A 21713-nucleotide genomic window follows, 5' to 3' on the forward strand; every position below is an offset into this window, starting at 1 on the left:
TAATTATTCAGGCGGACGGACGCGAGGCTTTCTCGACGTGTCCGGACAGACCGAAGCGACGGTCCAGTTCATCGAGCACAGCCTGTGGATGTTGCCCCAACTGGGCGAGCATGACCATGCTGTGGAACCACAGGTCGGCGGTCTCGTAGATCACATCGCTGCAGTCACCGCTGATGGCGGCATCCTTGGCGGCGATAATGGTTTCGACCGACTCTTCGCCGACCTTTTCCAGAATCTTGTTCAAGCCCTTGTGGTACAGGCTGGCGACGTACGAGCTGTCGGCGGCGGCGCCTTTGCGTTCTTCCAGCACCTGGGCCAGACGGGTCAGGGTGTCAGTCATGAGTATGTCCTGCGCAATAGATAGCGTGCGGGTCTTTGAGAACCGGGTCGACGGTTTTCCAGTCGCCGTTCTCGAAAACGCGGTAGAAGCAGCTCTGACGGCCGGTATGGCAGGCGATGTCGCCGATCTGCTCGACCATCAGGATGATCACGTCAGCGTCACAGTCCAGGCGCATCTCATGCAGGATTTGCACGTGGCCGGACTCTTCGCCCTTGCGCCACAGCTTGCCACGGGAACGTGACCAGTAAATGGCACGGTTCTCGGCGGCGGTCAATTGCAGTGCTTCGCGGTTCATCCAGGCCATCATCAGGACGCGTCCGGTCTTGTGATCCTGGGCAATCGCGGGCACCAGGCCATCGGCGTCCCACTTGATCTCGTCCAGCCAGTTTTTCATCTTCGACTCCGACAGCGGGCTCTACTTCAATAGTTGAGGCCAATGTTCAAATTCAGCGTTCAAACAGTGTGCCAGCCGATGATCCAACTGGCTATCGGCGAACGACCAGATACAAGCCGATCGCCACCATGATTCCGGCGGGCCAATGCCCCAGTTCGTGCAACGGGCCACCGGCTGCGAGTATCGTGCCACCCGCCAGATGAGCGGTACCGAGCAGGCGCAGGAACACGTCGTCCTTGCGCCGGTGCCACGGAGGCGGCGGGTCGTTGGCGTGGGGTTGGGACATGCGCTCAAGCAGGTCGCGGGCCATGTTGGCCAGGTGCGGGAGTTGCTCGAACTGGCTCTGCACGTTGCCCAGCAAGGCTTTGGGGCTGACGCGCTCGCGCATCCAGCGTTCGAGGAACGGCTGGGCGGTGTTCCACAGATCGAGGTCCGGGTACAACTGACGACCCAGGCCTTCGATGTTCAACAGGGTTTTTTGCAGCAAGACCAACTGCGGCTGCACTTCCATGTTGAAGCGTCGAGCGGTCTGGAACAGGCGCATCAGTACCTGACCAAAGGAAATATCTTTCAACGGTTTTTCGAAGATCGGCTCGCACACCGTGCGGATCGCCGCTTCGAATTCGTTGAGCTTGGTTTCCGCCGGTACCCAGCCCGAGTCGATGTGTAATTGCGCGACACGCCGGTAGTCACGCTTGAAAAACGCGAACAGGTTGCGCGCCAGATAGTCCTGGTCTTCCGGGGTCAGGCTGCCGACGATGCCGCAGTCGATGGCGATGTACTGCGGGCTCCAGGGCTGCACGGTGCTGACGAAAATGTTGCCGGGGTGCATGTCGGCGTGGAAGAAGCTGTCGCGGAACACCTGGGTGAAGAAGATCTCCACGCCACGCTCGGCGAGCATTTTCATGTCGGTGCGCTGGTCGGCCAGGGTCGCGAGGTCGGTGACCTGAATCCCGTAGATGCGCTCCATCACCAGCACTTTCGGTCGGCACCAGTCCCAATAGACTTGCGGCACATACAGTAGGGGCGAACCGTCGAAGTTGCGCTTCAACTGGCTGGCGTTGGCGGCTTCGCGCAGGAGGTCGAGTTCGTCGTAGATGGTTTTTTCGTAATCACTGACCACGTCCACCGGGTGTAGCAGACGGGCGTCGGCCGAGAGTTTTTCCGCGGCGCGGGCCAGAATGAACAGCCATGCCAGGTCCTGGGCAATCACCGGTTTGAGGCCCGGGCGGATCACCTTGACCACCACTTCTTCACCGGTTTTCAGCTGCGCGGCATGCACCTGCGCCACCGAGGCCGAGGCCAGCGGTTCGACGTCGAAACGAGAGAAGACTTCACTGATCTTTTTGCCGAGCTGCTCTTCGATCAGCCGGACCGACACTTGTGAGTCGAACGGCGGCACGCGGTCCTGCAACATCATCAACTCATCGGCGATGTCTTCGGGTAGCAGGTCGCGGCGTGTCGAAAGGATCTGGCCGAACTTGATGAAAATCGGCCCAAGGTCCTGCAACGCCAGGCGCAATCGTGCGCCACGGCTCAGGTCCAGGGGCTTGCGCGGGAACCAGCGCCACGGCAAGGCATAGCGCAGCGCCAGCAGAAACCAGGGCAATGGCAGGGCGAACAGCAGGTCATCGAGGCGGTAGCGGATCACGACGCGCTGGATGCGCAACAAACGGCGGACGGCAAGCAGCTTCATGCGTTATCGCTTGGGTCGAGGGATCGGGAAAGGCGCTCGAAACGCGCCTCGAGACGTTCCAGATCGAGTTTGATCTGGTCCAGTTCACTGAAACGGGCTTCCGCTTCGCGCTGACCGACCAGGGTGCGCGATTCTTCGGCCAGGTATTCGCCCAGGTTCTGGTTGAGGCTGGCGAACCCTTGCTGATACCAGCGTGCGCGGCTGCGCAGATGACCTCCGACCAGTTGCGTGGCCACAGGCCCCAGCCAGCGCGAGAGTTCATACTCCCAGTCCAGCTCCAGGTCCTGAAGGACCGCCGCCAGTTCCAGCAGCACGCCGCTGTCGCCGTCGAGTTCGACTTCCGGGGCATGCAGCACCGACGTCTTGTCTTTGCTCGTCGCCAGTTTCAGCAGGCTTGAGGCCGGTGCGCGCAAGGTGCAGTCGGCACCGGTTTCCCAGTGGGACGCCAGCATCAGGCCTTCATCGCTGGGCAGGATGAACAATTGCAACGCCGGGCTGCGGCAGTCGACGGCAATCACCTTGCCACTCAAATGCGCCAGCCGCGGCAGCGCCGTGCTGTCGAGACGCAGCACCCGGTTCAGACCGAGTTCAACGCTGGCGAGCAGGCCGGCCAGCAACATCAGGGTTTGATGCCACGGTGCAGGGCGACGATGCCTGCGGTCATGTTGTGGTAGGTCACGCGGTCGAAACCGGCCTCGACCATCATCGACTTCAGGGTTTCCTGATTCGGGTGCATGCGGATCGATTCGGCCAGGTAGCGATAGCTTTCCGAATCATTGGTGATCAGCTTGCCCATCAACGGCATGAAGGCGAACGAATAGGCATCGTAGGCTTTGGACATCAGTGCGTTGGTGGGTTTGGAGAACTCCAGCACCAGCAGGCGACCGCCGGGCTTGAGCACGCGCAGCATCGAGCGCAGGGCGTCTTCTTTATGCGTCACGTTGCGCAGGCCGAAAGCGATGGTCACGCAGTCGAAGTGGTTGTCCGGGAACGGCAGCTTTTCAGCGTCGGCCTGGACGAATTCGACGTTGCCGGACACACCCAGATCCAGCAGGCGGTCACGACCGACCTTGAGCATGGATTCGTTGATGTCGGCCAACACTACCTGACCGGTCGGTCCCACAAGATGCGAAAACTTTTTGGTCAGGTCGCCAGTGCCGCCGGCGATGTCCAGCACGCGGTTACCGGCACGCACGCCCGACAGTTCGATCGCGAAACGCTTCCACAGACGGTGCATGCCGCCCGACAGGAGGTCGTTCATCAAGTCGTACTTGGCGGCTACCGAGTGGAAAACCTCAGCGACTTTTTCCGCTTTCTGGCTTTCCGGAACGTTTTTGAAGCCGAAGTGAGTGGTGGGTTCGGCATCGCTGCCTTTGCGCTGATCAGTCATATCGCTGTCACCAAAATAGAATGCGGGACATTCTAATCCCGGTGGCCTGCTTTGTCTTGGCAAGGCTGAAGGTAAGATATAGAGAAACCGGGACGTTTTGACGCAGTAACGGTCAAGATGCTTCAGGAAGTGTCCATAAAGCAGGAGTCATTCGATGGCCCATATTAGTGTTGAGCGTGCCCATGGCCTGGGTAAGGAAGCGGCCCGCGAGAAGGCCGACAAGTTGGCGCAGAAACTGTCCGATCAATATGGCCTGGAGCCACAGTGGTCTGGCGACACGCTGAACCTCAAGCGCTCCGGTGTGAAAGGGGCGGTGCATGTGGGCGAGGATTCGATCCGGGTCGATGTCGAACTGGGGCTGTTGATGTCCGCCATGAGCAGCACCATCAAATCGGAAATCGAAAGGGCTCTCGACAAAGCCCTCGCGTGATGACGACCCGTAGGAGCGAAGCTTGCTCGCGAAGGCAGAGTTCCTGCCATCGAAGATGGTGCGGATGGACCGGCCCCTTCGCGAGCAAGCTTCGCTCCTACAGGTATTCCACGGCACGCAATTGTTGCGGTTGTTAGGGTGCCGTTTCTAATTTTTCTCCCTACTTTGTGCCTGAGCCCGACACTTTCGCGGGCAGTTCCTCAACCCTTCTGCGCGTGAGGTGGACCATGGCCAAAGTTATTGTGAAGAAAAAAGTCGACGTTGAGACCAGCACTCTGAACGACGTCAGATCGTATGCCCGCAAGATCTGGCTGGCGAGCCTGGGTGCTTACACCAAGGTCGGTCAAGAAGGTAGCGAGTACGTTCAAGAGTTGATCAAGGCTGGTCAAGCTGTTGAAAAGAAAGGCAAAAAAGTAGTTGCTGAGAAACTTGAAGCGGCTAATGCCGAGATCGATGAAGCCAAGAGTGAAGTGAGTACTTTCAAAGGCAAAGTCGAACTTCAACTCGACAAAGTCGAGAAGGCTTTCGATACGCGTATCGCAAGTGCCTTGAATCGTATCGGCATTCCGTCTAAACATGACGTGGAGACACTCTCTGCTAAGCTCGATGAGCTGACAGCATTGCTCGAACGTGTCGCGCGTAAATCTTAAGGAGAACGGGATGGCTGGCAAAAAGAATACTGAAAAAGAAGGCAGCTCGTGGATCGGGAAGGTCGAAGACTACTCCCGCAAGATCTGGCTGGCTGGTTTAGGCGTGTACTCGAAGATTGATTCTGACGGCAGCAAACTCTTCGATGCATTGGTTAAGGACGGCGAGAAAGCCGAGAAGCTCACCAAGAGCGCTGTCGGCAAGAAAGTCGATGCTGCCAAGGACTCCGCTTCGTCGGCCAAGTCGCGCATCAGCGGAGTGAAAGATCGCGCACTGGGCAAGTGGGATGAGCTGGAAGGGGCTTTCGACAAGCGCCTGAACAGCGCCATTTCGCGCCTGGGTGTACCGAGCCGCAATGAGGTCAAGGCACTGCACAGCAAGGTCGATACCCTGACCAAGCAAATCGAAAAACTCACCGGTGCCAAGGTTGCGCCTGTTGCGGCGAAAACCGCAGCGGCCAAACCGGCAGCCAAAAGCGCTGCCAAACCATTGGCCAAGGCCGCAGCGAAACCTGCCGCCAAAACTGCTGCTGCGAAACCTGCAGCCAAAGCGGCCGCTAAACCCGCTGCAAAAGCTGCTGCAAAACCAGCCGCTAAACCGGCGGCCAAACCTGCAGCTAAAACCGCAGCGGCCAAACCCGCTGCGGCGAAGAAGCCAGCAGTGAAAAAACCAGCCGCCCCGAAAGCGGCCGCTCCGAAACCAGCAGTGGCTGCCGCCAAACCGGCAACCCCGGTCAGTCCGGCGAACTCCGCCGCTGCGCCGACCCCTGCTGTAACCCCGACTATCGCACCGACTCCATCGGCGCCAACCAGTCAGTCCTGATTTCCAGGACGCAAAAAAACGCCCGGCCTGTAAAGGTCGGGCGTTTTTGTTTGTGCATGGATTCCAGAAACCATCGAAGACCCACCGGGTCAGTTGTGCTCTTCGAGGTACTGCAACGCCAACCGCTCGGTCGCGACTTTGACCGGCGGCAACAAATGCGGCGCCACCAGCATCATGATCTGGTACACCACCAGTCGTACTTCACCTTCACGGTCGAGAATCCGCTGATAGTCCAGCGAGAACAGCAATGTCATGGTGATTTGCTCCACCAGTTGTCCCAGCGCCTGGGTGTCGCTGACCAACTGCCCCTGAGCCTTCAACTGTGCCAGCAATGAAGCCAGTGTGCGCTTCAACGCATTGAGCAGGTTGCGTATCCCCTTGGCCAGTTTCGGCAGGCGGCCGGCAAGGTTCGACAAGTCCTGGAACAGAAACCGGTATTGTGCCAGGCGTTCGACGATCAGGTGCAGGAACAGCCAGTAATCTTCGGGGGCCAACTCCACATCGGACGGTGGATCGAGCAAGGGCGTCAGTTCGGTCTGGAAGCGTTCGAACAGCCCCAGGATCAGCGGCTCCTTGCCGTGGAAGTGGTAGTAGAGGTTGCCCGGGCTGATGCCCATTTCGTTGGCCACCTCCATGGTGGACACGTTCGGTTCGCCCTTCTGATTGAACAACTGCAGGGCACATTCGAGAATCCGGTCGCGGGTTTTCATCCAGTCTTCTTAATGGTCGAGTCAGGCCACGGCCATTGGCGGCCGTGGTTCATTGAACGTCAGCGCACGCGCACGTAAGTACCGGGTGCCGCCTCCATCGGTGGATAGTTCTGGTTGCCGAGGGTCATCTTGGTTTCGTGTAGTGCGCCGGAGCGTTCCTGAATCCAGCTCAGCCATTGTGTCCACCAACTGCCGTCGACGCGTTTGGCGTCGTAATACCAGGCCCGCGGGTCGCTGCTCAGTTTCGGGTTCTCGACGTAGTTGGCTTTCGAGTTGTGCGGCGGGTTGAGAATGCTCTGCACATGACCGCTGCTCGACAGCACGAAGCGTCGCTCGCCACCCAGTAGCAAAGTCGAGCGATACACCGCATCCCACGGGGTGATGTGATCGTTCATGCCGGCCACGCTGAAACTGTCGACGGTGACTTTCTGCAGGTCGATCGGTGTGCCGCACACTTCCAGCCCACCCGGATGACTCAGCGGGTTGTGCTTGAAGAAGTCCAGCAGATCGCCATGAAACGCTGCCGGCAGGCGCGTGTTGTCATTGTTCCAGTAGAGGATGTCGAACGCCGGTGGCTCCTTGCCCAGCAGGTAGTTATTGACGAAGTAATTCCAGATCAAATCGTTGGGGCGCATCCAGGCAAAAACCCTGGCCATGTCGCGACCTTCCAGAACGCCCTTCTGATATGAGCGGCGCTTGGCCGCTTCCAGCGTTTGTTCGTCGACGAAGAGGGTGGCCGGGCTTTCTATCTGACTGTCGAGCAGGCTCACCAGATAGGTCGCGCTGGACACCCGCCGCAGCTGCCGCTTGGCCTGCAAGTGCCCTTGCAGCGCGGCGATGGTCAGCCCGCCGGCGCAGGCACCCATCAGGTTGACGTCGCGGGAGCCGGTAATCGCCCGGCACACATTCATCGCTTCTTCGGTGGCTTCGACGTAAGACGACAGCCCCCATTCGCGGTGACGCACATCAGGATTGCGCCAGCTGATCACGAAGGTCTGCAAGCCGTTTTTAAGGGCGAACTGGACGAAGCTGTTACTGGGGCTCAAATCGAAAATGTAGAACTTGTTGATCTGTGGCGGCACGATCAGCAACGGCTTGGAATACTGTTTTTCGCTCATCGGCTTGTACTGGATCAGTTCCAGCAGCTCATTGCGAAACACCACGGAGCCGGTGGTGGTGGCGACTGTTTTGCCTACCTCGAATGCTTGTTTGGTGACCTGTCTGGGCAAGCCGTCGTTGTGCAGCAGATCGTCAAGCAAATGGCCGATACCCCGCACCAGGCTGTGACCGCCAGAGTTGAAGATCTCCTTGACCGCCAGCGGATTGAGCAGGGTGTTGGACGGCGCCACGGCGTCGTTGATCAAGGCAAACGCAAAGTGGGCGCGGGCGCGATCGTCCGGGCTCAGGTTGCTCTCGTCGATCCAGTTTTTGACCTCCTTCTGCCAACTCAGGTAGGCCTGCAAGCTGCGGCGATAAAAAGGGTTGAGGCTCCACGCCGGGTCGGCAAAGCGATTGTCTTGCGGATTGATCGGATGCAGGGTTTCACCCAACAACACGCGGCCAAGCTGGCCGCCCAGCTTCAAGGCATGCCGGGCCGTGTACACCGGGTTGCGCAGGCCATGGGTGGCCAGGCTGCGCAAGGTTGAAAGCAAGTCCCGGCCGCGCAGACCGGTAACCGCACTCTGTGCGTTGATGAATGCAGCGGGAGTGGGCAAGGAGCCCTTCGCTGGTTTGTCGCGCATGAGTCAACACTCCTTCGTCATCAGGCCAAAAACAAACTCACCGAACAAATCACCATAGACGTTGTTGCGGATTGTTGCGCGGTACGACGTCCTGTCGACGCTCTTTTCCTGAACCAAAGCCGGGGCCGGTCAACTGCCCGATGGCGCCGGATGCGGATGCATCACAGCGCGCTGACGTTCCTCTTCGAGAAACTTCATGATGATCGGTGCCACCGCTTCGGCCCGGGTAATCAAGAACAGATGCCCGTCGTCGATGATGTGCAATTGGGCATTGGGAATTCGCCAGGCCAGCATGCGCATATTGATCAGCGGGATCAGTGGGTCGTCGTCGCCGGCCAGCACCAGGGTCGGCTGTTGGATCTTGTGCAGCCAGTGAATGCTGGTCCAGCCAAACCCGGCGAACAGCTGCCAGTAGTAGCCCAGTTTGCCTGCCGAGCGAACCCGCGCGGCGTGACTGGCCGCCAGGGTTGGATCGCGACGGAACGAGCCGCCATAGATCATCGGCGCGATGCGAATCACATGGGACGGCTGGATGTAGCGTCGTGGGCTGGCCATCATCCACAGCACTTTCGGTTTACCCGGTACCATCACTGTGCCGGCCGCTGTGGCTGCCAGCACCAGCTTCTTGCAGCGCTCGGGATAGTCATAGGCAAATTGCTGCGCCAGGGCGCCACCCCATGACACGCCGATCACATTGACCTGCCCGTAATCGAGATAGTCGAGCATTCGCGCGGTCAGTTTCGCCAGGCCCGAAAAGCGATACGGCCGGCTGGGAGTGGATGAGCCGCCGACACCGGGTACGTCGAAGGCGATGACTTCCAGGTCCGGATCCAGCGCCTGGACGAACGGAAATATCAGCTCCAGGTTGGCGCCGATGCCGTTGAAAATCAGCAAGGGCGTCAAGTGAGGCTTGCCGGGGCGTACCGCGGTGCGGAGGGTTTGCCCATCCAGGTTGACGGTACGAAATACGAACGGTTGCGGCATGCACGAAGCCCTGTAGGTTTTAAACGCTGATCGGGCCATCCCGGGCCGTCGCAGAATGTTCGAGGCTGGCCTCGAGGCTGATTAATGACAATCGCGGCACCTCCCAGTGCCGCGGACTGCGAGTTGTTTGAAGCTCAACGTTCGTGCACATACGTGCCTGGCGACGCCTCACCCGCGGGATAGGCCTTGTTGCCAAGGTTGGCGGGGGATTTCTTCAGTTTGCCCGAGCGTTCGGCCTGCCACGCCTGCCAATGCAACCACCAGGAGTCGGTGTGCTTGGTGGAATTTTCCATCCAGTCCTCGGCCTTGACCGGCATGTCGGTGCTGGTCATGTAGCGTGCTTTCGGATTGCCCGGCGGGTTCAGAATGCTCTGGATATGTCCGCTGCTGGACAGCACGAACTCGACCTTGCCGCCGAACAGTTGTGCCGACTTGTAGCAGGACTTCCACGGGGTGATGTGATCGTTGGTGCCAGCCAGGGAAAAGATGTCGGCATCGACCTGTTTGAGGTCGATCGGTGTGCCGCACACTTCCAGTGCATTGGGGCGGATCAGTGGGTTGTTTTTGAACATCTCGATCAGGTCGCCGTGGAAGGCGGCCGGCAGGCGAGTGGTGTCGTTGTTCCAGAACAGAATGTCGAACACCGGTGGCTCGTTGCCCAACAGGTAGTTGTTGACCCAGTAGTTCCAGATCAAGTCGTTGGGACGCATCCAGGCGAAGACTTTCGCCATGTCGCGACCTTCCAGCACACCGGCCTGGTAGGAGTGGCGCTTGGCGGCTTCGAGGGTCTGCTCGTCGACGAACAGGGCCACGTCGCTGTCGAGGGTGGTGTCGAGCACGCTGACCAGCAGCGTCAGGGCGTTTACTTTCTTCTCGCCGATCGCTGCGTAATGACCCAGCAGCGCGGTGCAGGTAATGCCGCCGGAGCAGGCACCGAGCATGTTCACGTCTTTGCTGCCGGTGATCGCGGTGACCACGTCGACCGCTTCCTTGAGTGCTTCGATGTAGGTCGACAGACCCCACTCGCGTTGTTCCTTGGTCGGGTTGCGCCAGCTGACGATGAACGTCTGCATGTTGTTGCGCAGGCAGAAGCGCGCCAGGCTCTTGTCCGGGCTGAGGTCGAAAACATAGAACTTGTTGATTTGCGGCGGCACCACCAGCAGTGGGCGTTCATGCACTTGCTCGGTGATCGGCTTGTACTGGATCAGCTCCAGCACGTCGTTGCGAAAGACCACCGCGCCTTCGGTCACACCCAGGCTCTTGCCGACTTCGAACGCGCCCATGTTGACCTGGCTCGGCATCCCGCCGTTGTGGATCAGATCCTTGGCCAGATGAGAGAGGCCGTCGAGCAGGCTTTTGCCGCCGGTTTCGAAGAAGCGTTTGACCGCCGCCGGGTTGGCTGCCGTGTTGGTCGGGGCCATGGCTTCGGTCATGAGGTTGATCACGAAATGCCCGCGAGCGACGTCCTTGGGCGAGAGATTGCTCTTATCGATCCAGGTATGGAGCTCCTTGCGCCACGCCAGATAAGTTTGCAAATAACGTTTGTAGAGAGGGTTCTGGCTCCAGGCCGGGTCGAGGAAACGGCGGTCGTCGCTTTGCGGTTGAAGCTCGGATTTTCCGAACAGCACGTTCTTGAGTTCGATGCCGAAATGGGCGACGTGCCTGGCACTGTGGATGGGTTGTCTGATGGCCTGGGTCAGCACCATTCGGGCAGAGCCCAGTAGATCCTTTCTACGCAGCCCAACAACAGGATTCAGTCCCAAGGTATTTTCTGAAGCCTGGAATTTCAGGTCATCGTTTTGCTTGTTACTCATCTACGACGCTCCATTGTCCTGAGGCGAGTACCTGAGCCCAGCTGTGTAGTCACACAGCAAACGCCAGGTACTACTGCTCGGGGTGACCGTTAATTGCGCATAGCTACAAATGCACGGAACTTGCCAGCTCCATTGGTTACCCGAGTTTAATTTTTTTCGCAAGCGGGCCAATCGTTGACCCGGCAGCCAAGCATTCAAACAGATGGAATTAGAAAATGCCCTCTAAATACCTCGAGGCCTGACCTAGAGCATCAGCTTGACGACCGACTCGTTCGGATCACGGGTCTTTCCAGCCGCTTTGAGTTCGGCAAGATAATCGTTCCACAGATCCTCTTGGCGCACCGCCAACTGGTACAGATATTCCCAGGTGAACAGGCCGCTGTCGTGGCCGTCGTCGAAGGTCAATTTCAGTGCGTACTGACCGGCTGGTTCGACCTTGCTCAGGCCTACGCCGATCTTGCCAAATTGCAGGATAGGTTTGCCGTGGCCCTGGACCTCGGCGGAAGGAGAGTGCACGCGAAGGAATTCTGCGGGCAGGTGATACTCCTCGCCGGACGCGTATTTGAGCGTCAGGGTTTTCGAGGCTTTGTGCAGTTTGATGTCGGTGGGGAGTTGGGTCGTCATGGGGCCGATCTTCCGTTTGTATGAAGGCCCTGTGTCGGCGGGTGATCTGTGGCGAGGGAGCTTGCTCCCGCTCGGCTGCGTAGCAGTCGTAAATCCGGCGAATGAGGTCTTGTAGATAAACCGCATTCACCGACTTTGGGGCCGCTTCGCGACCCAGCGGGAGCAAGCTCCCTCGCCACGGAAGCCCGCTCACACAGAATGAGACCTACAGGATATAACGGGACAGGTCTTCGTTCTGCGCCAATTCGCCCAAGTGGCTGTTGACGTAATCGGCATCGATCAGGATCGCCTTTTCGTCATGGGTGCTGGCCAGATCGCCGGCGCTGAACGACACCTCTTCAAGCAGACGCTCCAGCAAGGTGTGCAGGCGACGGGCGCCGATGTTCTCGGTCTTCTCGTTGACCTGCCAGGCAATCTCGGCAATACGCTTGATGCCGTCCGGCTGGAACTCGATGAGCAGGCCTTCGGTTTTCAGTAGCGCGCAATACTGCTCGGTGAGAGAGGCATGCGGTTCGCTGAGGATACGCTCGAAATCTTCCGGGCTCAGGGCCTTGAGTTCGACCCGAATCGGCAGGCGACCTTGCAGCTCCGGCACCAGATCACTCGGCTTGCTCAGGTGGAATGCGCCAGAGGCGATGAACAGGATGTGGTCGGTCTTGACCATGCCCAGTTTGGTGTTGACGGTGCAGCCTTCGATCAGCGGCAGCAAGTCGCGCTGTACGCCTTCACGGGATACGTCGACGCCACCGGTATTGCCGCGCTTGGCGACCTTGTCGATTTCGTCGATGAACACGATGCCGTGCTGTTCGACAGCTTCCAGCGCCTTGGCCTTCAACTCTTCTTCGTTGACCAGGCGACCGGCTTCTTCGTCGCGAACCAGTTTCAGCGCTTCCTTGACCTTGAGCTTGCGGCTCTTGCGCTTGCCCTTGCCCATGTTGGCGAACAGGCTCTGCAACTGGTTGGTCATTTCTTCCATGCCCGGTGGCGCGGAGATATCGACGCCGGTGATTTCGGCGACTTCGATTTCGATCTCCTTGTCGTCCAGCTGACCTTCACGCAGGCGCTTGCGGAACAGCTGGCGGGTGTTGGAGTCCTGGGCCGGGGCGGCGTCTTCGTTGCTGAAACCCATGCGTGCCGGTGGCAGCAAGGCGTCGAGGATGCGTTCTTCGGCGGCGTCTTCGGCGCGGTGGCGAACCTTGGTCATTTCCTGTTCGCGCAGCAGTTTGATCGCGGCATCAGCCAGATCGCGAATGATCGACTCGACGTCGCGGCCGACGTAGCCGACTTCGGTGAACTTGGTTGCTTCGACTTTGATGAACGGTGCGTTGGCGAGTTTGGCCAGGCGGCGGGCGATCTCGGTTTTACCGACGCCGGTCGGGCCGATCATCAGAATGTTCTTGGGGGTGACTTCGACGCGCAGCTCTTCGGGCAGCTGCATCCGGCGCCAGCGGTTGCGCAAGGCAATGGCGACGGCGCGTTTGGCATCGTCCTGGCCGATGATATGGCGATTGAGTTCGTGGACGATTTCACGGGGGGTCATGGGCATAGTAATTGGCGGTCCTCAAGCAAAAGTGAGCCGTGGCGCTAGGCCAAGACAGGCTTACTCAGCGAGATCCTGCTCCTCGATGGTGATGTTGTGGTTGGTGAACACGCAGATGTCGCCAGCGATGCCCAAAGCGGTTTCGACGATTTCCCGGGCCGACAGGTCGGTCTTTTTCAACAGCGCGCTGGCCGCAGCCTGGGCGTAGCCGCCGCCGGAACCCATGGCGATCAGGCCTTCTTCAGGCTCAACCACGTCACCGTTGCCGGTGATGATCAGAGAGGCATCCTTGTTGGCGACCGCGAGCATGGCTTCGAGGCGGCTGAGGGAGCGGTCAGTGCGCCATTCTTTGGCGAGTTCGACAGCGGCGCGAACCAGGTGGCCCTGATGTTTTTCGAGTTGGCCTTCGAAACGTTCGAAGAGGGTGAAGGCGTCAGCGGTAGCCCCGGCAAAACCGGCGATAACCTGACCGTGGTACAGGCGGCGAACTTTCTTCGCGTTGCCTTTCATCACGGTATTGCCGAGCGAAACCTGGCCGTCGCCGCCCATGACGACTTTGCCGTGGCGGCGAACTGAAACGATGGTGGTCAAGGGAGAGTCTCCACGCAGCGGGGCGAAAATGCCTTATGCCAACTCATATGGGGGTGGTGGAGCGTTTTTCAACTGTAGGACGCGGCGGGGGACGAGCGGTGGTGGGCAGGGATGAATGTGTTGTCTGTTCTGACGCCTTCGCGGGCAAGCCTCGCTCCTACAGAGATTTACGTGATCCTGTAGGAGCGAGGCTTGCCCGCGAAGAACGATGACGCAGTGTCCTTGACGAAATTAGCGGCTCTGGCGTTGTTGTAACAACAGGTTACTGAAGCCACTGCCCGCCAGTTGCTTCTGGGCGGTGGTCAGTTGTTCGCGGTTGCTGAACGGGCCGACCAGCACCCGGTACCAGGTCTCGTCCTTCACCGTGCCGGATTCAACCGCCACGGCCTGACCCAGCAGGATGATCTGCGCCCGAACCTTGTCGGCATCGGCTTGCTTGCGGAACGAACCGGCCTGCAGGAAGAACTTGGTCACCGGCGCCGCTTTAGCCACCGGTGGCGGTGGCGGCGGAGTGATGCCGGCCAATGCCGCCTGAGCCCGGGCGGTGTCGATCTTCGCCGCTTCCGCAGGCGTCACCGGTGTGGTCGGCACGGCCGGCACCTGTGGCGTCGGAAGGGTTTTCTCCGGTACCGCATCCGGCGGCACGATCACTTCCGATTCCGGCAGCAAGGTGTAGAAGTCGTACTTCGGCTTCACCGGTTGCGTCGGGCTCGGCGGGGTCTTGTTGGCTTCGGCGATCTTGGTCGCTTTCTGCTGTTGCTCGACCTTCTCGCGCTTGACGCTGTCACTGCCCTTGCCCGGCTCCAGCTTCATCAGGAACACAATGAACGCGCCGACCGTCAGGCCGATGGCCATCCACAGCCAGCCCGGGATCGGTTGCTTTGCAGGAGCTTGGTAACGGCTGGCGCCACGCTTGGGTGCAGGTTTTTTCTTGGCAGCCAACTTACATACGCTCCAGAGTTTCCAGACCCAAGAGTTCCAGGCCTTGCTTGAGAGTGCGGCCGGTCAACGCAGCAAGGCGCAGACGGCTCTGCATTTGCGCCGGGGTATCGGCGCCGAGGATCGGGCAGTTCTCGTAGAAACTGGAGAACAGGCCGGCAACATCGTACAGGTAGGTGCAGAGAATGTGCGGCGTGCCTTTGTCGGACACGTTATTCAGGATTTCGCCGAACTGCGCCAGTTTCGCCGCCAGCTCATGTTCGTGCGGCGCTTCGAGGACGATTTGCCCTTCGACTTCGCTGAAGTCCTTGCCGAGCTTGCGGAACACGCCGGCCACTCGGGTGTAGGCGTACAGCAGGTACGGTGCGGTGTTGCCTTCGAAGTTCAGCATCAGGTCGAAGTTGAAGCTGTAGTCGCTGGTGCGGTGCTTGGACAGGTCGGCGTACTTCACCGCGCCAATGCCCACGACCTTGGCGATGTTGCGCAGCTCGTCTTCGGCCAACTCCGGGTTCTTCTCCTTCACCAGCGTGTAGGCGCGTTCCTGGGCTTCGGTCAGCAGGTCGATCAGCTTCACGGTGCCGCCGTCACGGGTCTTGAACGGACGGCCGTCGGCGCCGTTCATGGTGCCGAAGCCCATGTGCTCCATTTCCATCGGATGGGTCACGAAGCCGGCCTGACGCGCGACCTGGAATACCTGCTGGAAGTGCAGGGCCTGGCGCTGGTCAACGAAGTACAGCGCGCGATCGGCTTTCAGCACGCCGCTGCGGTAGCGCACGGCCGCCAGGTCGGTGGTGGCATAGAGGTAGCCGCCGTCGGCCTTGACGATGATCACTGGCAGCGGTTCGCCCTCGGCGTTCTTGAACTCGTCGAGGAACACGCACTGGGCGCCGTTGCTCTCGACCAGCATGCCCTTGGCCTTGAGGTCGTTGACCACGTTGATCAGGTCGTCGTTATAGGCGCTTTCACCCATCACGTCGGCCATGGTCAGTTTGACGTTCAGCAGCTCGTAGATTTTCTGGCAGTGGGACAGCGAGATGTCCTTGAACTTGGTCCACAGGGCCAGGCAGTCCGGGTCGCCGGCTTGCAGCTTGACCACCAGGCCGCGGGCACGGTCGGCGAACTCTTCGGATTCGTCGAAGCGCTGCTTGGCGGCGCGGTAGAAGTTTTCCAGGTCCGACAGCTCGTCGCTGGTGATCGGGTTTTCCTGCAGATAAGCCATCAGCATGCCGAACTGGGTGCCCCAGTCGCCGACATGGTTCTGACGGATCACGGTGTCGCCGAGGAACTCCAGCACCCGGGCCACGCCGTCGCCGATGATGGTCGAGCGCAAGTGGCCGACGTGCATCTCTTTGGCCAGGTTCGGGGCCGACAGGTCAACCACGGTGCGCTGCACCGGGCCGGTCTTGCGTACGCCGATGTGGTCGTCGGCCAGGGCCGCGTCCAGGCGGGTCGCCAGGGCTTGGGTGTTCTGGAAGAAGTTCAGGAAGCCAGGGCCGGCGATTTCGGCTTTGGAGACGTTTTCGTCAGCCGGCAGCGCGGCGATGATTTTCTCGGCCAGGTCACGGGGTTTCATGCCGGCCGGTTTGGCCAGCATCATCGCGATGTTGCTGGCGAAGTCGCCGTGAGTCTTGTCACGGGAGTTTTCCACCTGGATCGCCGGCGACAGGCCTTCAGGCAACACACCTTCGTTGACGAGTTGGGTGATGGCTTGTTGGATCAGCTGGCGAATGGTGTCTTTCATGGTCTTCTCTTTCGACCGCAGGCGCGGCGGCGCTTCAGTGCGCTAGTGGAAAAACTGGGCATTATCCGTTGCGAAGACGGGCTTGCCAACTATAGCGGGCAGGTTATGGATATGTGGTGACTATTCGACCGCTATCGCGGGCTTGCTCGCGAAAGCAACCTTCCAATCAATACAAATCCACAGGGTCGACATCCAAAGACCAACGCACTGCCCGCCCACTGGGCATCTGCTCCAAAGCCAGCAACCAACTGCTCAACAATCGATGCAGTGGCGCCCGGGCCGTGGCTTGCAGCAATAACTGTGCGCGATAGCGCCCGGCCCGGCGCTCCATCGGTGCCGGAACCGGCCCCAGCAACTCGATGCCGGTCAGATGCTGTTCGGTCAGCAGTCGTTCGGCCTCACTGCACGCTTCATCGAGGAACCCTTCGGCCTGCCCCGGTTTGTGCGCTTCGGCCCGCAGCAGCGCGAGATGCGCAAATGGCGGCAACCCGGCGGAGCGGCGCTCGCTCAGCGCCTGTTCGGCGAAGGCGAAGTAGCCCTGTTCGGTCAGTTGCACCAGCAGCGGGTGGTCCGCCAGGTGCGTCTGGATAATCACTTTGCCCGGTTCTTCGGCCCGCCCCGCGCGCCCGGCGACCTGCACGATCAACTGCGCCATGCGCTCGCTGGCGCGGAAGTCGCCAGAGAACAACCCGCCGTCGGCATCGAGAATCGACACCAGGGTCACCCGAGGGAAGTGGTGCCCTTTGGCAAGCATCTGTGTGCCGACCAGAATGCACGGCTGGCCTTTCTGGATGGTCGCGAACAACTGATTCATCGCGTCTTTGCGTGAAGTACTGTCGCGGTCGACCCGCAGCACCGGGACGTCCGGAAACAGAATCCCCAAGCGTTCCTCGGCACGCTCGGTACCGGCGCCCACGGGCCGCAAATCGACCTTGCCGCACTTTGGGCAATGCCGAGGCACGCGCTCGACGTAGCCACAATGATGGCAACGCAATTCGCCCGAGCGCTGGTGCACGGTCATTCGCGCGTCGCAACGCTGGCATTCGGACATCCAGCCGCAATCGTGGCAGAGCAGTGTCGGGGCGAACCCTCGACGGTTGAGGAACACCAGCACCTGCTGGCCGGCGGCGAGGGTCTGACCGATGGCTTGCTGCATCGGCCCGGAAATGCCGCTGTCCAGTGGACGACTTTTCACGTCCAGGCGCAGGAAGCGCGGTTGCTTGGCACCACCGGCGCGCTCATTCAGGCGCAGCAGGCCGTAACGACCGGTGTAGGCGTTTTGCAGGCTTTCCAGCGAAGGCGTGGCGGAGCCGAGGACAATCGGGATGTTTTCCTGCCGGGCGCGAACCAGCGCCAGGTCGCGGGCGTGGTAGCGCAAGCCTTCCTGCTGTTTATAGGAGCCGTCGTGCTCTTCATCGATGATGATCAGGCCGGGGTTCTTCATCGGTGTGAACAGCGCCGAACGGGTGCCGATAATAATGTCGGCTTCGCCATCCCGGGCGGCCAGCCAGGCGTCCAGGCGCTCGCGGTCGTTGACGGCGGAGTGGATCAGTGCGATGCGTGCATTGAAGCGCTGTTCGAAGCGCGCCAGGGTTTGCGGGCCGAGGTTGATCTCCGGGATCAACACCAGGGCTTGCTTGCCGGCCTCGAGGGTTTCGCGGATCAGTTGCAAATAGACTTCGGTCTTGCCGCTGCCGGTGACGCCGGCCAGCAGGAACGCGTGATAACTGTCGAACCCGGCGCGAATCGCTTCATAAGCGGCGCGCTGCTCCGGGTTGAGCGGCAATTCCGGTTGTGCCAGCCAGTGTTCGTGGCGAGCGCCGGGCGCGTGCCTGCGGATGTCTACCTGCACCAGATCCTTGGCCAGCAACAGATCGAGGCTGTCCTTGCTCAGCATCAGTTTGCTCAGCAACTGATGGGCGACGCCGTGGGGATGTTGCGCCAGGGTCGCCAGGGCTTCGCGCTGCCGCGGGGCGCGGGCGATGCGCGGGTCATCGAGGCTGGCGCCGGGCGCGGCGGACCAGAACCGCTCCTGACGGGCTTCGGCCAGTTCACCCTGACGCAGCAACACCGGCAGCGCCCAGCTCAACGTGTCGCCGAGGCTGTGCTGATAATACTGGGACGTCCACAGGCACAGCTTGAACAGCGCGGGTGGCAGCGGCGGTACGGCATCGAGCAGGGCCAGCGCCGGTTTGAGCTTTTCTGTCGGGACTTCGCTGTGGTCGGTGATCTCCACCAGAATTCCGATCATCTCCCGCCGGCCGAACGGCACCCGCAAACGCATGCCCGGGTGTAACTGGGCGCGCAGGACTCCAGCCGGGGCGCGATAGTCGAACAGGCGGCGCAGGGGCGAAGGCAGGGCGAGGCGCAGAATGGCGTTGGGCACGCGATTGTTTTCTCGATAGGGGAGCGATGACGAAGGCCGGGAGCCTAGCAGACGGTCGGATTTGTGTCCTCCATCAGGAAAGCGTTCAAGTGTTGACGAGTGGATTTTAATGCCAGGCAAGGCGCTACGACGACTCATAGCGCGCTATGGGGAGGAGTAGCAACGCAGCATGGCGTTAAAAGACGCCGTCAACATTGAACAGTCTTTCCTGATGGAGGGCACCCACGACAGCTTGCGTGTTTGCAAAGGTCTGGTAGAATCCGCGGCCTAATTACGTGCGGTATTCAACAATAGTGTTGGGTGGCGGCACGCTAGCCTGAGGAAGACACCATGAAAGCTGATATCCATCCAGAATACCCAGCAGTTGCTGTTACCTGCAGCTGCGGCAACAAGTTCGAAACCCGTTCGACCTACGGCAAAGCCCTGGCGATCGACGTTTGCAACGAATGCCACCCGTTCTACACCGGTAAGCAAAAGACTCTGGACACTGGCGGCCGCGTTCAGCGTTTCGCAGACCGTTTCGGTGCTTTCGGCGCGAAAAAGGCCTAAGGCCGATCAACTTGGGAAGCCGTTACGGTTTTTCCATGCTGATAAAAAAGGCGTCCCTCGCGGGCGCCTTTTTTATGTCTGCGATTTGGCTTTCCGGTGCCCAGGCCTTCTGCCCGGCGCCGAGCGGGCTGACGCCGGTCGCAGTCCAGCGGGTGGTGGATGGCGACACCTTGCGTCTGAGCGATGGGCGCAGTGTGCGCATGATCGGTTTGAACACGCCGGAGCTGGGCAAGCAGGGTCGTTCCGACGAGCCGTTCGCCGAGGCCGCGCGCAAACGCCTGGAAGCCCTGGTGGCCGCCAGCGACGGGCGGGTCGGTTTGCTGCCGGGTAAAGAAGGCAAGGACCATTACGGCCGCACCCTGGCCCATGTCTACAGCGTCGATGGCGCCAACCTCGAAGCGCAGATGCTTGCTGAAGGTCTCGGTTTTCAGGTCGCGGTAGCGCCGAACGTCGATTTGGTCGGCTGCCAGCAGGCGGCGGAACGCAGTGCTCGTCAGGCCGGCCTCGGGCTGTGGCGACAGTCACCTGTACTGAAAGCGGAGCAGATCAACGCGTCCGGCTTCGCCGTGCTCAGTGGTCGTGTGAGCAAGGTTCAGCGCAATCGCGGCGGGGTTTGGATCGAGTTGCAGGATTCAGTTGTGTTGCGGGTTGCACCCAATTTGCTGGGGCAATTCGATGGCGCGTCGCTTGAGAAGCTCAAAGGCAAGCAAATCGAGGCTCGTGGCTGGGTCGTGGATCGTTCGCGCCGTGGCGGGCTGAAGCCCGGGCAGGCACGCTGGCTTTTGCCGCTGACCGATCCGGCGATGTTGCAGGTCGCGCCGCAAGAAAAATTGTAGACATTTATTCTGTGGATTGTGAACAGTCTATCCCTTGTATTCCGTGGCTCTTGGCCCAAAGTCGTAGGGCAGGGCGCTTGACAGGGGTGACTGGTCAGTCTTGTGGGGACTTTGCGACACGAGTATCCTCGGCGGTCCGTCTGTCCAACAGTAAAAAGCGGAATGCCCACATGTCTGATTTGAAAACTGCCGCTCTCGAATATCACGCCAATCCTCGTCCAGGGAAGCTGAGTGTCGAGCTCACCAAGGCCACTGCTACCGCCCGCGACCTGTCGCTGGCCTACAGCCCCGGCGTAGCCGAACCAGTACGCGAAATCGCCCGCGATCCTGAACTGGCCTACAAATACACCGGCAAAGGCAACCTGGTTGCAGTCATTTCCGATGGCACCGCGATTCTGGGCCTGGGTAACCTCGGTCCATTGGCTTCCAAGCCGGTGATGGAAGGTAAAGGTGTTCTGTTCAAGCGCTTCGCCGGCATCGACGTGTTCGACATCGAAGTCGACTCCGAAAGCCCGCAAGCCTTCATCGACACCGTCAAACGTATCTCCATCACCTTCGGTGGCATCAACCTGGAAGACATCAAGGCGCCTGAGTGCTTTGAAATCGAACGCGCTCTGATCGAGCAGTGCGACATTCCGGTATTCCACGATGACCAGCACGGTACCGCGATCGTGACCGCTGCCGGCATGATCAACGCCCTGGAAATCGCCGGTAAAACCCTGCCGGAAGCCAAGATCGTCTGCCTGGGCGCCGGTGCTGCCGCCATCTCCTGCATGAAATTGCTGGTGAGCATGGGCGCCAACATCGAAAACATCTACATGGTTGACCGTACCGGTGTGATCCACTCCGGCCGTGATGACCTGAACCAGTACAAGGCCGTCTTCGCTCACGCGACTGACAAGCGCACCCTGGCTGACGCACTGGAAGGCGCCGACGTGTTTGTTGGCCTGTCCGGCCCGAACCTGCTGAGCGCTGAAGGCCTGAAATCCATGGCGGCCAACCCGATCGTGTTCGCATGCTCGAACCCGGATCCGGAAATCTCCCCGGAACTGGCGCACGCCACTCGCAACGACGTGATCATGGCCACCGGCCGTTCGGACTACCCGAACCAGGTCAACAACGTACTGGGCTTCCCGTTCATCTTCCGTGGCGCCCTGGACGTTCGCGCCAAGCGCATCAACGAAGAAATGAAAGTGGCTGCTGCCAACGCCCTGCGTGAACTGGCCAAGCTGCCAGTGCCTCAGGAAGTGTGCGATGCCTACGGCGGCATCAAGCTGGAATTCGGTCGTGAGTACATCATCCCGAAACCAATGGATGCCCGTCTGATCACCCTGATCTCCGATGCCGTGGCCAAGGCTGCAATCGAGACCGGCGTGGCGACCCTGCCGTATCCGAAGAACTACCCGCTGAAAAGCGTGGATGACGTGTTCAACGGCTAAGCCGTTGTAGCGCTTCAACCAAAGGCCCCGGCTCATTCTGAGTCGGGGCTTTTTTGTATCTGAGTGGTTTGCAGGCAGGCAATAAAAAGCCCCGCACT

At 60.1% G+C, this 21713-nt stretch carries 21 protein-coding genes; 6 read left to right on the plus strand and 15 right to left on the minus strand.

Features of this window, described 5'->3' with window-relative positions; translation table 11 throughout:
- Positions 1-7: 7 nt before the first annotated feature.
- The 5 genes from FFH90_RS02915 to ubiE form a co-directional block, all read right to left on the minus strand.
- Positions 8-340, minus strand: a complete 333-nt coding sequence (locus tag FFH90_RS02915) for a phosphoribosyl-ATP diphosphatase (protein ID WP_018929162.1) — start codon at positions 338-340, stop codon at positions 8-10.
- Entirely contained in the window at positions 333-734 is a 402-nt protein-coding gene (gene hisI, locus FFH90_RS02920) for a phosphoribosyl-AMP cyclohydrolase (protein ID WP_018929161.1), read from the minus strand. Before hisI ends, FFH90_RS02915 begins: the two co-directional genes overlap by 8 nt.
- A gap of 91 nt (positions 735-825) precedes the next feature.
- Positions 826-2430, minus strand: coding sequence for a ubiquinone biosynthesis regulatory protein kinase UbiB (ubiB, locus tag FFH90_RS02925; RefSeq protein ID WP_018929160.1), 1605 nt, complete (start codon positions 2428-2430; stop codon positions 826-828).
- Entirely contained in the window at positions 2427-3050 is a 624-nt protein-coding gene (locus FFH90_RS02930; protein WP_018929159.1) for an SCP2 domain-containing protein, read from the minus strand. The genes ubiB and FFH90_RS02930 overlap by 4 nt, the downstream gene beginning before the upstream one ends.
- Positions 3050-3820 carry a bifunctional demethylmenaquinone methyltransferase/2-methoxy-6-polyprenyl-1,4-benzoquinol methylase UbiE gene (gene ubiE / locus FFH90_RS02935; protein ID WP_007936800.1) on the minus strand — a complete coding sequence of 257 codons (771 nt, stop codon included), beginning with the start codon at positions 3818-3820 and terminating at the stop codon, positions 3050-3052. The genes FFH90_RS02930 and ubiE overlap by 1 nt, the downstream gene beginning before the upstream one ends.
- 154 nt (positions 3821-3974) lie before the next feature.
- Here ubiE and FFH90_RS02940 point away from each other — a divergent pair, with 154 nt between their 5' ends.
- The 3 genes from FFH90_RS02940 (at position 3975) to FFH90_RS02950 (ending at position 5720) form a co-directional block, all read left to right on the plus strand.
- Positions 3975-4250 (plus strand): polyhydroxyalkanoic acid system family protein, encoded by a 276-nt coding sequence (locus FFH90_RS02940; RefSeq protein WP_064615913.1) that lies wholly within the window; start codon positions 3975-3977, stop codon positions 4248-4250.
- A 227-nt stretch (positions 4251-4477) separates the two neighbouring features.
- The gene (locus FFH90_RS02945; protein ID WP_111453927.1) at positions 4478-4900 is read left to right on the plus strand and encodes a phasin family protein; all 423 of its coding nucleotides are present in this window, start codon (positions 4478-4480) and stop codon (positions 4898-4900) included.
- A 10-nt stretch (positions 4901-4910) separates the two neighbouring features.
- Positions 4911-5720, plus strand: a complete 810-nt coding sequence (locus FFH90_RS02950; RefSeq protein ID WP_138866662.1) for a phasin family protein — start codon at positions 4911-4913, stop codon at positions 5718-5720.
- Positions 5721-5809: 89 nt separating this feature from the next.
- Here the strand turns inward: FFH90_RS02950 and FFH90_RS02955 are convergent, their stop codons facing one another.
- The 10 genes from FFH90_RS02955 to FFH90_RS03000 all read right to left on the minus strand — a co-directional run bounded on the left by FFH90_RS02955 (position 5810) and on the right by FFH90_RS03000 (position 18791).
- On the minus strand, positions 5810-6430 hold the full coding sequence (locus FFH90_RS02955) for a TetR/AcrR family transcriptional regulator (protein ID WP_018929155.1): 621 nt from the start codon (positions 6428-6430) through the stop codon (positions 5810-5812).
- Positions 6431-6489: 59 nt separating this feature from the next.
- Positions 6490-8172, minus strand: a complete 1683-nt coding sequence (gene phaC, locus FFH90_RS02960; RefSeq protein WP_111453925.1) for a class II poly(R)-hydroxyalkanoic acid synthase — start codon at positions 8170-8172, stop codon at positions 6490-6492.
- 129 nt (positions 8173-8301) lie between these two features.
- Entirely contained in the window at positions 8302-9156 is an 855-nt protein-coding gene (gene phaZ, locus FFH90_RS02965) for a poly(3-hydroxyalkanoate) depolymerase (RefSeq protein WP_086944125.1), read from the minus strand.
- Between the two features lie 134 nt (positions 9157-9290).
- Positions 9291-10970, minus strand: coding sequence for a class II poly(R)-hydroxyalkanoic acid synthase (gene phaC, locus FFH90_RS02970; protein WP_026286647.1), 1680 nt, complete (start codon positions 10968-10970; stop codon positions 9291-9293).
- A 243-nt stretch (positions 10971-11213) separates the two neighbouring features.
- A complete protein-coding gene (locus tag FFH90_RS02975; protein ID WP_018929151.1) occupies positions 11214-11594 on the minus strand; it encodes a gamma-butyrobetaine hydroxylase-like domain-containing protein in 381 nt (126 codons plus the stop codon).
- 205 nt (positions 11595-11799) lie between these two features.
- Positions 11800-13140 carry an ATP-dependent protease ATPase subunit HslU gene (gene hslU, locus FFH90_RS02980; protein ID WP_019581849.1) on the minus strand — a complete coding sequence of 447 codons (1341 nt, stop codon included), beginning with the start codon at positions 13138-13140 and terminating at the stop codon, positions 11800-11802.
- Between the two features lie 54 nt (positions 13141-13194).
- A complete protein-coding gene (hslV, locus tag FFH90_RS02985; RefSeq protein WP_007936812.1) occupies positions 13195-13725 on the minus strand; it encodes an ATP-dependent protease subunit HslV in 531 nt (176 codons plus the stop codon).
- 231 nt (positions 13726-13956) lie between these two features.
- Positions 13957-14667, minus strand: coding sequence for an SPOR domain-containing protein (locus FFH90_RS02990; protein WP_138866663.1), 711 nt, complete (start codon positions 14665-14667; stop codon positions 13957-13959).
- Between the two features lies 1 nt (position 14668).
- Positions 14669-16405, minus strand: a complete 1737-nt coding sequence (argS, locus tag FFH90_RS02995; protein WP_138866664.1) for an arginine--tRNA ligase — start codon at positions 16403-16405, stop codon at positions 14669-14671.
- 166 nt (positions 16406-16571) lie between these two features.
- A complete protein-coding gene (locus FFH90_RS03000; protein WP_018929148.1) occupies positions 16572-18791 on the minus strand; it encodes a primosomal protein N' in 2220 nt (739 codons plus the stop codon).
- Positions 18792-19121: 330 nt separating this feature from the next.
- Between FFH90_RS03000 and rpmE the strand changes: the two genes are divergently transcribed.
- The 3 genes from rpmE (at position 19122) to FFH90_RS03015 (ending at position 21615) form a co-directional block, all read left to right on the plus strand.
- Positions 19122-19340 (plus strand): 50S ribosomal protein L31, encoded by a 219-nt coding sequence (rpmE, locus tag FFH90_RS03005; protein ID WP_018929146.1) that lies wholly within the window; start codon positions 19122-19124, stop codon positions 19338-19340.
- Positions 19341-19375: 35 nt separating this feature from the next.
- Entirely contained in the window at positions 19376-20176 is an 801-nt protein-coding gene (locus FFH90_RS03010; protein ID WP_138866665.1) for a thermonuclease family protein, read from the plus strand.
- Positions 20177-20346: 170 nt separating this feature from the next.
- Positions 20347-21615, plus strand: coding sequence for a malic enzyme-like NAD(P)-binding protein (locus FFH90_RS03015; RefSeq protein ID WP_018929144.1), 1269 nt, complete (start codon positions 20347-20349; stop codon positions 21613-21615).
- Positions 21616-21713: the final 98 nt, after the last annotated feature.

The organism is Pseudomonas sp. ATCC 43928 (assembly GCF_005938665.2).
In the GTDB taxonomy this organism is placed as follows: domain Bacteria; phylum Pseudomonadota; class Gammaproteobacteria; order Pseudomonadales; family Pseudomonadaceae; genus Aquipseudomonas.

Excerpts from the sequence above, each read along its gene's own strand:
- phaC (WP_026286647.1), bottom strand. The coding sequence starts at position 10,970 with ATGAGTAACAAGCAAAACGATGACCTGAAATTCCAGGCTTCAGAAAAT.
- FFH90_RS03010 (WP_138866665.1), top strand. The coding sequence starts at position 19,376 with ATGCTGATAAAAAAGGCGTCCCTCGCGGGCGCCTTTTTTATGTCTGCG.
- FFH90_RS02940 (WP_064615913.1), top strand. The coding sequence starts at position 3,975 with ATGGCCCATATTAGTGTTGAGCGTGCCCATGGCCTGGGTAAGGAAGCG.
- FFH90_RS02955 (WP_018929155.1), bottom strand. The coding sequence starts at position 6,430 with ATGAAAACCCGCGACCGGATTCTCGAATGTGCCCTGCAGTTGTTCAAT.
- FFH90_RS02945 (WP_111453927.1), top strand. The coding sequence starts at position 4,478 with ATGGCCAAAGTTATTGTGAAGAAAAAAGTCGACGTTGAGACCAGCACT.
- phaC (WP_111453925.1), bottom strand. The coding sequence starts at position 8,172 with ATGCGCGACAAACCAGCGAAGGGCTCCTTGCCCACTCCCGCTGCATTC.
- argS (WP_138866664.1), bottom strand. The coding sequence starts at position 16,405 with ATGAAAGACACCATTCGCCAGCTGATCCAACAAGCCATCACCCAACTC.
- FFH90_RS02975 (WP_018929151.1), bottom strand. The coding sequence starts at position 11,594 with ATGACGACCCAACTCCCCACCGACATCAAACTGCACAAAGCCTCGAAA.
- hisI (WP_018929161.1), bottom strand. The coding sequence starts at position 734 with ATGAAAAACTGGCTGGACGAGATCAAGTGGGACGCCGATGGCCTGGTG.
- FFH90_RS02930 (WP_018929159.1), bottom strand. The coding sequence starts at position 3,050 with ATGTTGCTGGCCGGCCTGCTCGCCAGCGTTGAACTCGGTCTGAACCGG.
- rpmE (WP_018929146.1), top strand. The coding sequence starts at position 19,122 with ATGAAAGCTGATATCCATCCAGAATACCCAGCAGTTGCTGTTACCTGC.
- hslU (WP_019581849.1), bottom strand. The coding sequence starts at position 13,140 with ATGCCCATGACCCCCCGTGAAATCGTCCACGAACTCAATCGCCATATC.
- ubiE (WP_007936800.1), bottom strand. The coding sequence starts at position 3,820 with ATGACTGATCAGCGCAAAGGCAGCGATGCCGAACCCACCACTCACTTC.
- FFH90_RS03015 (WP_018929144.1), top strand. The coding sequence starts at position 20,347 with ATGTCTGATTTGAAAACTGCCGCTCTCGAATATCACGCCAATCCTCGT.
- ubiB (WP_018929160.1), bottom strand. The coding sequence starts at position 2,430 with ATGAAGCTGCTTGCCGTCCGCCGTTTGTTGCGCATCCAGCGCGTCGTG.
- FFH90_RS02915 (WP_018929162.1), bottom strand. The coding sequence starts at position 340 with ATGACTGACACCCTGACCCGTCTGGCCCAGGTGCTGGAAGAACGCAAA.
- phaZ (WP_086944125.1), bottom strand. The coding sequence starts at position 9,156 with ATGCCGCAACCGTTCGTATTTCGTACCGTCAACCTGGATGGGCAAACC.
- FFH90_RS02950 (WP_138866662.1), top strand. The coding sequence starts at position 4,911 with ATGGCTGGCAAAAAGAATACTGAAAAAGAAGGCAGCTCGTGGATCGGG.